The organism is Marinobacter sp. (assembly GCF_041984545.1).
Lineage (GTDB): Bacteria > Pseudomonadota > Gammaproteobacteria > Pseudomonadales > Oleiphilaceae > Marinobacter.
The window spans coordinates 82,783-95,758 of sequence record NZ_JBHIXV010000013.1 but is presented as its reverse complement, the minus strand read 5'-3'; the positions used below and the strand labels follow the sequence as shown (position 1 = coordinate 95,758).

Sequence of the window (12,976 nt, the reverse complement as noted above, 5' to 3'; positions counted from 1 at the left end):
TGGCCAGCTCACGGGAGGACTTGCACCTCCAGGAGTGCGCCCGTGCCGGGCGCACTAAAAAAACCCCGCAAATGCGGGGTTAAGGCTAGCGCTGTGCTGGAGGGAGAAGCAAGCAACAAACAATGCTGGCTTCCTTCACTACCCTTTCCATTGTGCATACCGTGGATTACCCGGGCGTGGCCGCCAAATTACCTTTTAGTCAGGGACCATCGGCCCGAGGAATTAGGTTGTGCACTCTAGGAAGAGCCCCTAATGTCGAGCCATCAGTTTCATACAGACTCAGGTTACGGAGACACCCGACATGAACACCGACAAACTGCTCACTATGGCCCTTAATGGCGTAGATGCCCTGGGCTACCGACTGGACCAGCTGGGCATCACCGGCAAGGTCAATCGCCACAACCTGGCGGCGTTCCTCATGGTCGAACAGAAGCATCTGGAAGGCGAGTGGGATAGCATTCAGGTACGGGTCAACCGTCGCCGGTCACAGGTAGAAACCCTGGCACACCAGATTGAAACCCGCGCCGACGCCCTGCTCACCCCGGTACTGGACCGCATCAACCGGTTCCGCGCCAGTCAGTGAGTCTCGGCGCCGGACGATTCGGTATTGCTGCGCAGCTCTCCGGGGGCGCCATCGGCAGGCTGCTCAGCCTGGGCTGCACGGATGCGTTTGCGCGCCTCGGAGTAGGCAGGCATCCGAACCGCCACCGTCAGCCCGGGCGAGGATTCCCCGGGCTGAGTATCGCTGAGCAGAATCCGCCCCTGATGAATCTCCGCCACGGCGCTCACCAGGCTCAGGCCAAGACCGTTACCGGGCAGTGAACGGCTCTTGCCCACCCGGTAAAAGCGCTGGAACACCTGATCTTTCTCGGCATCCGGAATCCCGATGCCGCTGTCGCGCACCTCGAAGATCGCCTCACTCCCCTCTTTGCGCACGCCAACACCGATGACACCATGTTCGGGGGTGTACTTGATGGCGTTATCGATCAGGTTGCTGACCATCTGGAACAGCAGATCCCGGTCGCCCTCGATCATCACGCCTTTTTCCAGTGCCTGTGCAAACGACTGGTCCTTGTCTTCCGCCAGCGCCTCGTAAAGCTCGCAGGCGTCGGTAACCAGCTCGTCCAGGGACACCGGCTTCATGTCCGCGGCGTTGCCCCGTGTCTCCAGGCGCGCGATGCGCAAAAGCGCGTTGAAGGTCGCCAGCAACTGGTCCGCTTCCGCCACGGCGCGCCCCGCCTGCTCCCGGGCCTCGTCGTTGTCTACTGACATCAGGGTGTTTTCCAGCTGGTTTCGCAGCCTGGTGAGCGGCGTGCGCAAGTCGTGGGCGATGCTGTCAGAGACATGCCGGATACCCTCCATCAGGTACACAATCCGGTCCAGCATCTGGTTCAGATTTTCCGCGAGCTGGTCGAAGTCGTCGTCGGTCCCTCGGGTAGGAATACGCAGTGACAGATGACCATTCATGATCCGGCGAGAGGTGTTGTTGATTACCTCGATGCGCCGCGTGGTACTCCGGCTCATCAGGAACCCGCCCAGGAGCGCCAGGGCCAGGGTGATGCCCATGCCCCAGTTGATGGCCGTTTCGATGACCCGCTTGAGGTTGGTCAGTTCATCCACGTCCCGACCTACCAGGAGCCGGAGGCCGCCCTGAACCTCGAAAATCCGGGCCCGGGCCAGGCGCTCAGGCCCGCTCCAACCCACCGATTCGTTCAGGGTGAAATTGATCCAGCCACTCTCGGAGCGACTCCCCTCAGGCCAGGTATCAATGTTGCCTGCCAGTTTCAGGAAGTCATCGGTGGTCAGCAGGTAGATGGACTTGGCGTTGGGATCGCGGGCAACGCGCTCGCGAATGATGGTGATCAGTCCATTGACCCCGCGGCCACGATACTGTTCTGCCAGACCGGCGATTTCCGCCTCGATGGTTTCGTCGGTCTGGGCGGTCATGAAGCCCGCGGTACGCCAGTAAATGAACGCCAGCAGCAGAAAAACCGAGGTGGCAAACACCACCATATAGAGCAGGGCGAGCTGAAAAGAGGACGTCCTGAGCTGGCTAAGCAGTTTCACGTAGCATGTACCCTGCACCCCGGATGGTCTGCAGTAAGGGGGTATCGAATTCCTTGTCGATCTTGGCCCGAAGCCGGCTGATGTGCACGTCGATCACGTTGGTCTGCGGATCAAAGTGATAATCCCACACCTTCTCCAGCAGCATGGTACGGGTGACCACCTGACCTGCGTTGCGCATGAGGTACTCCAGCAGGCGAAATTCCCGGGGCTGGACGTCGATGTTCTGGCCAGCGCGCTTGACGGTGCGGGCCAGCAGGTCCATTTCCAGATCGGCAACCTTCAATACCGTCTCGGTCTCGGCCGCCTGCCGATTACGACGGATGAGGGATTCTATGCGCGCCAGAAGCTCGGTGAACGAGAAAGGCTTGGTGAGGTAGTCGTCGCCACCGCCCCGAAGACCCTCGACCCGGTCGTCGACATCGCCCAGGGCGCTCAGGATCAGCACCGGCACCTGATTGCCCGTCGCCCGCACCGTTTTTATGATCGACAGACCATCCATACCCGGAAGCATACGATCCACGATCATGATGTCGTAATCCTCGCTGGCCGCCATCATCACGCCCTCTTTGCCATCGGCGGCATGATCGACCACAAAGTCCGATTCCTTCAGCCCTTTGACAAGGTAGTTTGCAACGTCCTGATCGTCTTCGATTACCAGCGCTTTCACCGGTTCTCCTCCCGATAGCGGATTACAGTAGCGACACGTACATCTGCGACAAGGGTACGAAGGATTCCGCAAGCCGGCCAGTTACGATCTTGTAAGAGGGTGTCGCCTATGGCGACGGTCGATGACCACCGGCAAACCAATCCAGACTGTCGGCAGTCCGGCCCGAGGGCCGATATTCGGCGCTGACCCAGCCTTCGTACCCAAGGCGGTCGATCGCCTCGAAAACATTCAAAAAGTTAATCTCCCCGGTGCCCGGCTCATGGCGCCCCGGATTGTCCGCAAACTGGATATGGCCTATCCACGGTAACAGGCATTCCACGGTGCGGACCAGATCGCCCTCCATGATCTGCATGTGGTAAAGGTCATACTGCAGGCGAACATTGTCGGCGTCCACCTGCTCAATCAGTGCCAGTACCTTGCCAGAGGTATCCAGCACGAAGCCCGGCATATCCACTCGCGAGTTGATCGCCTCCAGGCACAGGGTGATGCCCTGCTCTGCCAGCTTCGATGACGCCCAGCTGACATTCTCCACCAGGGTCTGCCAGGCCAGCTCCTCCGACACATCGGCAGGCTTGAGCCCTGCCAGGCAATTCAGCTGACGACAGTCGAGAGCCCGGGCGTACTCGATGGCCTGGTCAACGCCGGCCCGGAATTCCTCAACCCGGTCTGGCAGGCAGGCAATGCCGCGCTCACCGGCGTCCCAGTCTCCCGGCGGCAGATTGAACAGCACCTGGGTCAACCCGTGCTCGCGCAGCAGCCCACGCAGCTGCTCCGGGGGATAGGCATAGGGGAACAGGTATTCCACACCCTCAAAACCGGCGTCGCGGGCAAGGGCAAACCGCTCCAGAAAGTCCGCTTCCGTGAACAGCATGGACAGATTGGCAGCAAAACGGGGCATGGCGGTTACTCCTTCGTGCCTTGGCCGTGGGCACCGAGCAGGGCACCGTTCAGATGCTCCAGTTCCAGCAACAGGCCGCTGTGGTCAACATCGCTGTGGCCGTTGGCCACCAGCGACAGGTATTCGTTATGGGTCTGCTGCGCCAGCGGCAGAGTCAGCCCTTCCGCCCGCGCCTCATCCAGGATCATCCGCATGTCCTTGAGCTGAATCCGCGCCGGCGCGCCGGGGGCAAAGTCCCGTTCGATCATACGCTGCCCATGCAGCTCCAGAATCCGGCTGCCGGCAAAGCCTCCGAGCAGCGCTTCCCGAACCGCTGCCGGATCCGCACCGCCTTTGGCGGCAAGCAGCAACGCCTCGGACACCGCGCCGATGGTGATACCCACGATAGCCTGATTGGCCAGCTTCGCCAGTTGCCCCGAGCCCACGGGCCCGATCCGGGTGCACTTACCGAGCGCCGCAAACACCGGCCGTGCGCGGTCCACATCCGCCTCCGTTCCCCCGGCCATGATACTGAGGCGAGCTTCCGCCGCGCCCAGCGTTCCACCGGACACCGGGGCGTCCACATAGCCGGCACCCCGTTCCGCCGCCAACTCAGCATGCCGCCGGGCCACAGAAGGCTGGATGGAGCTCATATCAATCACCAGCGCCCCCGGCTTCAGGGCCTCAAGAGCCCCCTGCTTCACCAGCACCTGCTCAACCACATCGCTATTCTCCAACATGGTGATCACCACGTCGGCATTGGCCACGGCGTCTACCGGAGAGTCGGCAATGGATGCTTCCTGTGAAAAGGGCTCGCATTTGCTGGACGTGCGGTTCCACAAGGTCATCGGGAAACCCGCGTTCAGAAGGTTACGGGTCATCGGCGCGCCCATGAGGCCGATGCCGAGAAATGCGATATGGGGTTCTTTCGAGGTCATGGTTTGCTGGCCTTACTCAAAGGTTCGGGACGCGGTTGGGTAGCCCCTCCCAAAACTGTGCGTAGCCAGGGATGGCGGAGCCCAAGCGTCACATGGATGTGCCGCAAGGAGCGTGTTTTGGGAGGGGCTACTCAACCGCGTCTTCCACGGAAGTCAGATAAAAGATTATACAAACAAAAACGCCACCAACCGGAACCGGTGGTGGCGTTCTATTCAGATTACCTGATTAGACAGGCCGAACCTCAGGCCGCCTCAGACATCTGCATGCGAATCTTCTTCATGGCATTCTTCTCAAGCTGGCGAATCCGCTCCGCAGACACCCCATACTTGTCGGCCAGCTCATGCAGCGTCGACTTGCTCTCGGACAACCAGCGCTCGCGCAGGATGTCCTGACTGCGCTCGTCGAGGCTTTCCAGCGCCTGCATCAGACGGCCGTTGGCATCATCTGACCAGTCAGCGTTTTCCAGCTGCGTGGCCGGATTGCTGCGCGCATCTTCCAGATAATAGGCCGGCGCCTGGTAGGCGTTGTCGTCATCGTCGTCCATCGGACCATCAAACGCCGTGTCCTGCGAGGCCAGACGTCCTTCCATTTCGCGGACAACACGGGGCTCCACACCGAGATCCTCGGCCACCGCGTTCAGTTCATCGTGGCTGAGCCATGCCAGCTTCTTCTTCTGGCTGCGCAGGTTAAAGAACAGCTTGCGCTGGGCCTTGGTGGTCGCGACTTTCACGATCCGCCAGTTGCGCAGGATGAACTCGTGAATCTCGGCCTTGATCCAGTGCACCGCAAACGACACCAGGCGCACCCCGTATTCCGGGTTGAAGCGCTTCACGGCCTTCATCAGGCCAACGTTGCCTTCCTGGATCAGATCCGCCTGGGCCAGGCCATAACCGGAATAGCTCCGGGCAATGTGAATCACGAAGCGCAGGTGAGACATAACCAGCTGACGGGCGGCTTCCACATCGCCCTCGTAATGGAGCCGTTCTGCCAGCTCCCGCTCCTCGTCCGCTGTGAGCACCGGAATACGACTCGCAGCCTGAATGTAAGACTCGAGATTCGCACCCGGAACCAGTCGATCAACCAGTTGTAAACTCGTACCCATGCTCTAACCTCCGAACCCGACGGCCCTAAAATATACCAACTCTCATTTAGACCGCCAAGAACCCTGAAAGTTCCCGAATTTTCCAGTAAAACATTTAAAATCAACAGTCTGGAAAATTCGCCTTGGCTTTTCTGACTCCCAACCTACGCCAGAGAAAGCTGTCTCTTCAATACGGTTTTCCCGCAATCCGGATCATCAACCACCGGCAATATCGCCAGGCTCCAGATCGTCCAGATGACGCTTCACGGCAACCCAGGCGCCAAGCCAGCCTAGCAGCATCCCCACAATAATCAACGCCAGAGCGCCATCAAATTGCAGTCCCTGCAGGGAGAAGTCACTGCGGTACAACCCCGCCAGTCGCTCAATGGGCCCGCTGAGCCACCAGAGGGAAAGTTGCAGCAGGATCAGTGCGACCACACCGCCCCCAAGACCAAACCAGGCCCCTGTATAAAGGAAGGGACGGCGAACAAAGCCGTCGGTACCGCCCACCAGCTTGGCCACCAGAATCTCGTCTCGGCGGTTTTCAATGGCCAGCCGCACGGTGTTGCCAATCACCAGCACAACCGCTGCCGCCAACAGCACAGCCAACGCCCACACCGCGCGGGCCAACAGGTCAGTCATGGCATTAAGTCGCTGCAGCCAGCCCAGGTCCACCTGAACACGTTCTACTCCCTCCATTGCTCCGACGAAGCGCACCAGTGCCTCGACGCCTTCGGCCGACCGGGCCGATTCCTGGGGGGTTACCAGCAGGGTGTGAGGTAGCGGATTTTCCTCCAGGTAATCGAGCGCGTCCGCCAGCCCGGAGGACGTCCGGAACTCCGCCAGGGCCTGCTCTCGCCCGATCAGCTCAACAGCGGCTACCCGCCCATCGGATGCCACCTCCTGCTGTAGCCCCTGCGCTTGTTCCAGGTTCGTATCGAGGGTCAGGTAAGCTGTCACCCGGGCACTGCTTTCCCAGCCGGCGCTGACACCCTGAAGACTGGTGAGCAGCAAGAGCAAAGCCACCGGCAAGGCCAGGGCAACGCCCATCACTGTCCAGGTCATCAGGCTGGCCACCGGTGTGCGCCAGAGCCGACGGGCACTGTCCCGCGCCACCTTGCGATGGTGGCTGAGATAGCTATCTGCCTGTTCCCGCCATGGGGAACGTGCGGCGTTCGCCCCCCGGGACGAGTCCTGCTTTCGCCTCGGGTCAGTGGCCACTCGCACCTCCCACAACCGGCGTGCCACCGGCAACGAGGCGCCCATGATCCAGAGTCAGGGTGCGTCGGCCCATGGTGTTGATGAGGGCGATATCGTGGGTGGCAATCAGTACCGTCACCCCGACCTGACTGAACTGCCCGAACAGGTTCATGATGTCTGCGGACAGTTCCGGGTCCAGATTACCGGTGGGCTCATCCGCCAGCAGAACCGGCGGCTTGTTGACCACGGCCCGGGCGATACCGACCCGCTGCTGCTCACCGCCGGACAGCTGCATCGGATTCATTTTTTCCTTATTCAGCAGACCGACTTTATCCAGTGCTGCCCGCACCCGCCGACCGGTGTCACGAGGTGAGGCGCCCATGACCTCCAGGGGCATGGCCACGTTGTCGAACACGGTGCGGTCAAAGAGCAGCTGGTGATTCTGGAACACCACGCCGATGTGACGACGAATGTAGGGAATCTGCCGGCGGGGTAGCCGGTTCAGCAACTGGCCGCCAACAACCACTTCGCCGGCGCTGGGCCGCTCCATCACCATGATCAGCTTCAGCAGCGTACTTTTACCGGCCCCGGAATGCCCGGTAAGGAAGGCCAGTTCGCCCCGAGCCAGGCCGAAATTGACCTGACGCAGGGCGGTGTGATCGCTGTCGTAGCGTTTGGTGACCTGGCGAAACTCGATCATGGGCGACTACCGCTGGGCGCTGGGCTATTCGTCGAAAAGCGCGTGAACAAAGGTTTCGGCGTCGAAACTGCGCAGATCCTCCACCTGCTCACCCACACCGATAAAGCGGATGGGCAGCTGCAGCTGGCGGGCTATGGCAAACACGATACCGCCTTTGGCGGTGCCGTCGAGTTTCGTCAAGGTGATCCCGGACACTCCCACCGCCTGCTGGAACACCTGGGCCTGGCTCAGGGCGTTCTGTCCGGTGCCGGCATCCAGCACCAGCATGACCTCGTGGGGCGCCGTCTCATCAAGTTTCTTCATTACGCGGACCACCTTCTCCAGCTCCTGCATCAGGTTGTCCTTGTTCTGGAGGCGGCCGGCGGTGTCGGCAATCACCACGTCAACGCTACGGGACTTGGCCGACTGGATGGCGTCAAAAATGACCGACGCGCTGTCGGCCCCGGTGTGCTGTGCCACCACTGGCACGTTATTGCGCTCCCCCCAGACCTGCAGCTGTTCCACAGCCGCCGCGCGGAAGGTGTCGCCCGCCGCAAGCATCACCGATTTACCCTCGTCCTGGAATTTGCGGGCCAGCTTGCCAATCGTCGTGGTCTTGCCCACGCCGTTCACGCCGACCATCAGGATGACGTACGGGGTTTTGTCGGCGTCGATCTTCAGAGGCTGGGTAACGTCTTTGAGCAGGTCGTGCAGCTCGCCACGCAACGCCTTGCGCAGCGCCTCGCCGTCCTTGAGCTGATTGCGCTCGAGCTTCTCCGTGAGAGAATCAATGATCTCGGAAGTGGCGGTAACGCCTACGTCGGCCATCAGAAGCGTGGTTTCAATCTCTTCCAGCAGCTCTTCGTCAATCTTCTTGCCCAGTGAGAACAGATCTGACAGGCCACCCGTCAGGCCCGCGCGGGTTTTACCCAGGCCCTTGCGGATTCGCTCAAAAACACTGAGCTGGGGCTCCGGCTCCACCGGCTCCGGGGGTTGCTCGGCGGGCCGGGGTTCGGCTTCGGGCTCCGGCCCTGGTTCGGCCTCAGCAGCAGGCTTAGGCTCGCCTTCTTTGGGCTCTGGCGCAGCCCCTCTTGCAACCTCGGGCTTGCGCTGGGGTACCGGCCGCGGCCTTGGCGCCCGGCTCCGGTTGCCGGCAACATCCAGGATGAAAACGAGCACAAGAAGGGCCAAAAGGCCGATTGAAATCCACTCTGCCGTCATAAAATCAATCCATCAGTATGAATGGGCGGAACTCAGAAAGCGCACATTCTAGCAGACTGTCCCATTGAAGTGAGGCTTGCCGGATTATCACGCTGGCACGGGATTCCGGTAACATGCCGGGGTTCGTCACCCTGTTGATCCGCTTCGGAGTTACCGCCATGGCGCGTCGAAAACCCGCTCATCGAAACCCCGGCACAAAAAGCCCGGCTCCCGCCCGCTCAGACAGCGGAACCCGGGGTGCTGGCGAGCTTCGGATCATCGGCGGCGACTGGCGCAGCCGCAAACTCAAGTTCCCCGACGCCGGGGGCGTTCGGCCCACGCCGGCCCGCACCCGGGAAACTCTGTTCAACTGGCTGGCCTTTCACCTCGCCGGCAGCGATTGCCTGGACCTGTTCGCCGGCTCCGGCGCTCTGGGACTTGAAGCGTTGTCCCGAGGTGCCGGCCATGCCACGCTGGTGGACCACACGCCGGCTCTGGCCAACGCACTGAGGACCAACCTGCGGCTGCTGAAGTCTGAATCGGGAGAGGTGGTGTGCAGTGCCGTGGAGCACTACCTGGCGCAGCGGCAGCGACCGCCATTTGATATCGTTTTCATGGATCCGCCGTTCCGTCAGGGCTGGCTGGAGCGGCTGTTTCCGCTAATGGAAGCGCAGGGCTGGGTGAAACCCGGCGGCTGGGTCTACGTGGAGCATGAGAGTGAACTGGTCACGCCGGCGGTGCCGGCGACCTGGCACCTGCACCGTCAGAAGCGTGCAGGCCAGGTTACCTATTCCCTGTTTCGGGTTCAGGCCGAGGGTCTGAGCGAGTAGGCCCGCAGATGGTCGGCAAACTCCTCGAGGTAGCGGATACCGCTGGCTTCTGCCTCACGACACCAGGCCATCAGGGCATTGAGCTTGTCCTGGGGCTTGAGACCCCGCTGACGCCAGAGCGCCTGCAGCTCGTGGCTCTTCTCGTAGATCTGGCGGAGCACGGCGTTACGCTCAAGCACCGACTCCAGGGTTTCTTTCTCCCTGGGGTGGATCAGACTGATCTCCCGTGACAGCAGCTGCTTGAGCTTGCGGTACCGGGGACGGATTTCGTCGTCCATCAAGGATTTCTGCTGGCGCAGCACCGGCTCCATGACCCGCTTGCGGTATTGACGCATGATATCGAAACGGTTGTTGGCAATGGCCTGCACCGTTTCCACATCCATATCCAGCTTGCCCGGCACGTGATGGGCAATGGGCCGGTAACCTTTGGGCGTGGCCAATCCAAATAGCTGGAACAGACGGATATAGCCCCAGCCAATGTCCACCTCGAACCAGCGACGGGACAGCTTGGACGAATTCGGGTAGGTGTGGTGGTTGTTGTGCAGCTCTTCGCCACCAATCAGCAAGCCCAGCGGCGAAATATTTCGGGCGTTGTCGGCACACTCATAGTTACGGTAGCCCATCCAGTGACCTATGCCATTGACCACGCCGGCAGCCCAGACCGGGATCCACATCATCTGCACTGCCCAGATCCAAATACCATGAACACCGAACAGCGCCAGGTTGATCACGGCCATCAACGCAATACCCAGCACCTTGTAGCGGCTGTAAACGTTGCGCTCGATCCAGTCCTCGGGTGTTCTCTGCCCATACCGCTCCAGGGTTTCCGGAGTAGCGGAAGCGGCATAGAGCTCGGCGCCCTCGAACAGCACTTTACGAATGCCGAGCACGACCGGGCTGTGGGGATCTTCCTCGGTTTCGCACTTGGCGTGATGCTTGCGGTGGATCGCTGTCCACTCCTTCGTGTTCTGGGCCGTGGTCAGCCAGAGCCAGAACCGGAAAAAATGCTTCAGGACCGGATGCAGGTCCAGCGAATTGTGCGCCGAATGGCGATGCAGGTAGAGCGTTACACTGACAATCGTGACGTGGGTCATTCCGAGTGTCACCAGAACGAGCTGCATCACAGACAGGTCAAGAAGACCATTGAACCACATAGCAAATCCTCAAAATCAAAATCACTGGCACAAAGCCAGGGTCGCCGCTTTGGCAACGACGACACTTTAGCTTACAGCTGTAAGCCCCAACAACCGCATTTGGATGCAAATTTGTTACTGATTACACTTAGATGTTTCCAGGAGAAGCCCCGTGCCCGAACTGCCCGAAGTTGAAACCACCCGAAGGGGCATTGCCCCGCACTGCGAGGGTCAGACCATCGCGCGGGTTACCGTCCGCAATGGCAGCCTGCGCTGGCCGGTTCCCTCCGACCTGGGCGACCGCCTCGAAGGCCAGGTGATCCAGAGCGTTGACCGGCGTGCCAAGTATTTGTTCCTCAATCTCGACCAGGGTACGGTCATCGTGCATCTGGGCATGTCCGGCAGTCTTCGGGTGATCACCGACGGCACTGCCCCCCTCACCCACGACCACATTGATGTGGTCCTGCAGTCGGGCGTGATTCTCCGGTTCAACGATCCCCGGCGATTCGGCTGCTGGCTCTGGGCCGACTCCACCGACGAGCACCCGCTGATCCGCCACCTCGGGCCAGAGCCCCTGGTTCCGGAATTCAACGGCGCCCACCTGTTTCGACTCTCCCGGGGCCGGAGCACGCCGGTGAAGTCCTTTATCATGGACAATCATGTGGTGGTTGGCGTGGGCAACATCTACGCCAATGAAGCGCTGTTCAAGGCCGGGATCCACCCCCGCCGCAAGGCCGGTCGAATCAGCCTGGACCGCTACCACCGGCTGGCGGAAGCCATCCGGGAAACCCTCAGCGCCGCCATCCTGATGGGCGGCACCACACTTCGGGACTTTGTGAACAGTGACGGCAAGCCGGGTTACTTCGCACAGTCCCTGCTGGTTTACGGACGCGACGGCGAACCCTGCCGCGAGTGTGGCCGGGTACTGAAAGAAATCCGCATGAACAACCGGTCGACGGTCTACTGCCCGCAGTGTCAGCGCTAAAGGCCGACCCGGTGCACATTTTGCAACGAAAAATCGTTTGAAAATGCGCAAATATGATTCATAGTTAACGGAGGACTTATGCCCGGCGTATACAATAGGCTGGCATCCGATGGATGCCGTTCCGGTACTGCTCCCTGCGGGGAACAGATCGCGAGGGCCAAGAAGCTCAGGAGACAGTAACCATGATCCGCAAGATTTCCCGCACTCTGGTAGCCACCCTGGCTGCCTGCCTGATGGCCTTTTCTTCACTGGGCCATGCCCAGGCCGTTGATGAAACCCCGTCCGCCCTGGCCATGACCGGCGACGCCATCTTTGTCCGTCCGGCACTGCTGGCCACCACCATTGTGGGCAGCGCCGTCTACCTGGTGTCCCTGCCCTTCTCCCTGCTGGGCGGCAACGCCGGTGAGGCGGGAGAAGTCCTGGTAATGGGCCCCGCCAAGGCGACCTTCGTTCGCTGCCTGGGCTGCACCCGCACCGGTCGCAAGCCGGAAACGGTGGAACAGGCCGACAACTGATTCTGACCAAAACATCCGGCCTCCGTACTATCACGGCTTGCCGGGAAGGCGAAACTGCGGCAGCCTGAAGGAAATTTCTCAGGCTGCTTTGGCGTATGGTTAACTGGTCGTCCCTCGACACTGTGTTCCTGGATATGGACGGAACACTGCTGGATCTGCACTTCGACAACCACTTCTGGCTCGAGCATCTGCCGGCGCGCTATGCCGAGCACTATGACCTGCTCCCACAGCAGGCCAAAGACCACCTGATCCCGATGATCATGGCCGAGCGCGGCTCCCTCAACTGGTACTGCACGGATTACTGGAGTGAGCGGCTGTCACTGGATATCACCAGCCTGAAAGCCGAAGTGGGGGATCGTATCGGCTACCGCCCCCACGTGATCGATTTCCTGAACGCGCTGAAAACCAGCGGCCTGCGGTCGGTCATCGTCACCAATTGTCACCCTGATCCCCTGGCCCTGAAGCTCGAACGGACCGGGCTGGCGTCGCGAGTGGACGCCATTGTCTCCAGCCACGAGCTGGGCAAACCCAAGGAAGAGCCGGCGTTCTGGGAAGATCTGCAGACGCTGGCCCCCTACCGCCGGGAATCCACATTGATGGTGGACGACAGTTTCCCGGTGCTCGAGAGCGCACTCCGGGCCGGGATCAGCCAGTGCCTGGCCGTGCTGGCACCGGACAGCAAGCAAGGGCCCCGTGAAGCTCACCCGGACATCCCCTGCATCCACCACTTCGACGAAGTGCTTCCGGCACTGCGGGAACGCTCCTCCCTGTCAACCGGCCAATGACGGGTTATAATCCGGGTA

The 12,976-nt window shown here is 61.0% G+C and carries 14 protein-coding genes; 5 read left to right on the top strand and 9 right to left on the bottom strand.

Translation table 11 applies throughout. The features are described 5' to 3' along the window. The first annotated feature begins 301 nt into the window (after positions 1 to 301). Positions 302 to 583 carry a hypothetical protein gene (locus ACFC20_RS08440; protein WP_374964964.1) on the top strand — a complete coding sequence of 94 codons (282 nt, stop codon included), beginning with the start codon at positions 302 to 304 and terminating at the stop codon, positions 581 to 583. Here the strand turns inward: ACFC20_RS08440 and ACFC20_RS08435 are convergent. From ACFC20_RS08435 to ftsY, 8 genes are all read right to left on the bottom strand, one after another. Beyond that, the gene (locus ACFC20_RS08435; protein ID WP_375192614.1) at positions 577 to 2,067 is read right to left on the bottom strand and encodes an ATP-binding protein; all 1,491 of its coding nucleotides are present in this window, start codon (positions 2,065 to 2,067) and stop codon (positions 577 to 579) included. The two genes, ACFC20_RS08440 and ACFC20_RS08435, sit on opposite strands and share 7 nt — an antisense overlap. After that, entirely contained in the window at positions 2,054 to 2,734 is a 681-nt protein-coding gene (locus ACFC20_RS08430; protein ID WP_375192613.1) for a winged helix-turn-helix domain-containing protein, read from the bottom strand. Before ACFC20_RS08430 ends, ACFC20_RS08435 begins: the two co-directional genes overlap by 14 nt. 106 nt (positions 2,735 to 2,840) lie before the next feature. After that, complete coding sequence (gene hyi / locus ACFC20_RS08425) at positions 2,841 to 3,632, bottom strand: hydroxypyruvate isomerase (RefSeq protein WP_374964968.1); 792 nt, start codon at positions 3,630 to 3,632, stop codon at positions 2,841 to 2,843. A 5-nt stretch (positions 3,633 to 3,637) separates the two neighbouring features. Then, a complete protein-coding gene (locus ACFC20_RS08420) occupies positions 3,638 to 4,549 on the bottom strand; it encodes an NAD(P)-dependent oxidoreductase (RefSeq protein WP_375192612.1) in 912 nt (303 codons plus the stop codon). Positions 4,550 to 4,791: 242 nt separating this feature from the next. Beyond that, positions 4,792 to 5,652: an RNA polymerase sigma factor RpoH gene (gene rpoH / locus ACFC20_RS08415; RefSeq protein WP_375192611.1), complete on the bottom strand. Its 861-nt coding sequence runs from the start codon at positions 5,650 to 5,652 to the stop codon at positions 4,792 to 4,794. 195 nt (positions 5,653 to 5,847) lie between these two features. Next, the gene (gene ftsX, locus ACFC20_RS08410; RefSeq protein ID WP_375192610.1) at positions 5,848 to 6,852 is read right to left on the bottom strand and encodes a permease-like cell division protein FtsX; all 1,005 of its coding nucleotides are present in this window, start codon (positions 6,850 to 6,852) and stop codon (positions 5,848 to 5,850) included. Next, positions 6,842 to 7,531 (bottom strand): cell division ATP-binding protein FtsE, encoded by a 690-nt coding sequence (gene ftsE / locus ACFC20_RS08405; RefSeq protein ID WP_375192609.1) that lies wholly within the window; start codon positions 7,529 to 7,531, stop codon positions 6,842 to 6,844. The genes ftsX and ftsE overlap by 11 nt, the downstream gene beginning before the upstream one ends. Positions 7,532 to 7,555: 24 nt before the next feature. After that, positions 7,556 to 8,731 carry a signal recognition particle-docking protein FtsY gene (ftsY, locus tag ACFC20_RS08400; protein WP_375192608.1) on the bottom strand — a complete coding sequence of 392 codons (1,176 nt, stop codon included), beginning with the start codon at positions 8,729 to 8,731 and terminating at the stop codon, positions 7,556 to 7,558. Positions 8,732 to 8,889: 158 nt separating this feature from the next. Between ftsY and rsmD the strand changes: the two genes are divergently transcribed. After that, positions 8,890 to 9,540, top strand: coding sequence for a 16S rRNA (guanine(966)-N(2))-methyltransferase RsmD (gene rsmD, locus ACFC20_RS08395; protein WP_375192618.1), 651 nt, complete (start codon positions 8,890 to 8,892; stop codon positions 9,538 to 9,540). Here the strand turns inward: rsmD and ACFC20_RS08390 are convergent. Next, positions 9,516 to 10,694 carry a fatty acid desaturase gene (locus tag ACFC20_RS08390; protein ID WP_375192607.1) on the bottom strand — a complete coding sequence of 393 codons (1,179 nt, stop codon included), beginning with the start codon at positions 10,692 to 10,694 and terminating at the stop codon, positions 9,516 to 9,518. The genes rsmD and ACFC20_RS08390 overlap by 25 nt on opposite strands. A gap of 151 nt (positions 10,695 to 10,845) precedes the next feature. Here ACFC20_RS08390 and mutM point away from each other — a divergent pair, with 151 nt between their 5' ends. From mutM to yrfG, 3 genes are all read left to right on the top strand, one after another. Next, positions 10,846 to 11,658 (top strand): bifunctional DNA-formamidopyrimidine glycosylase/DNA-(apurinic or apyrimidinic site) lyase, encoded by an 813-nt coding sequence (gene mutM / locus ACFC20_RS08385; protein ID WP_375192606.1) that lies wholly within the window; start codon positions 10,846 to 10,848, stop codon positions 11,656 to 11,658. A 182-nt stretch (positions 11,659 to 11,840) separates the two neighbouring features. Further along, positions 11,841 to 12,173, top strand: a complete 333-nt coding sequence (locus ACFC20_RS08380; protein ID WP_375192605.1) for a hypothetical protein — start codon at positions 11,841 to 11,843, stop codon at positions 12,171 to 12,173. Positions 12,174 to 12,268: 95 nt separating this feature from the next. Continuing rightward, a complete protein-coding gene (yrfG, locus tag ACFC20_RS08375) occupies positions 12,269 to 12,958 on the top strand; it encodes a GMP/IMP nucleotidase (protein ID WP_375192604.1) in 690 nt (229 codons plus the stop codon). Positions 12,959 to 12,976 lie beyond the last annotated feature (18 nt).

What these genes read in the sequence shown, in the direction of transcription:
- ACFC20_RS08440 (WP_374964964.1), top strand. Translation starts at nt 302, where the DNA reads ATGAACACCGACAAACTGCTCACTATGGCCCTTAATGGCGTAGATGCC.
- hyi (WP_374964968.1), bottom strand. Translation starts at nt 3,632, where the DNA reads ATGCCCCGTTTTGCTGCCAATCTGTCCATGCTGTTCACGGAAGCGGAC.
- ACFC20_RS08420 (WP_375192612.1), bottom strand. Translation starts at nt 4,549, where the DNA reads ATGACCTCGAAAGAACCCCATATCGCATTTCTCGGCATCGGCCTCATG.
- rpoH (WP_375192611.1), bottom strand. Translation starts at nt 5,652, where the DNA reads ATGGGTACGAGTTTACAACTGGTTGATCGACTGGTTCCGGGTGCGAAT.
- ftsE (WP_375192609.1), bottom strand. Translation starts at nt 7,531, where the DNA reads ATGATCGAGTTTCGCCAGGTCACCAAACGCTACGACAGCGATCACACC.
- ftsY (WP_375192608.1), bottom strand. Translation starts at nt 8,731, where the DNA reads ATGACGGCAGAGTGGATTTCAATCGGCCTTTTGGCCCTTCTTGTGCTC.
- rsmD (WP_375192618.1), top strand. Translation starts at nt 8,890, where the DNA reads ATGGCGCGTCGAAAACCCGCTCATCGAAACCCCGGCACAAAAAGCCCG.
- ACFC20_RS08390 (WP_375192607.1), bottom strand. Translation starts at nt 10,694, where the DNA reads ATGTGGTTCAATGGTCTTCTTGACCTGTCTGTGATGCAGCTCGTTCTG.
- ACFC20_RS08380 (WP_375192605.1), top strand. Translation starts at nt 11,841, where the DNA reads ATGATCCGCAAGATTTCCCGCACTCTGGTAGCCACCCTGGCTGCCTGC.
- yrfG (WP_375192604.1), top strand. Translation starts at nt 12,269, where the DNA reads ATGGTTAACTGGTCGTCCCTCGACACTGTGTTCCTGGATATGGACGGA.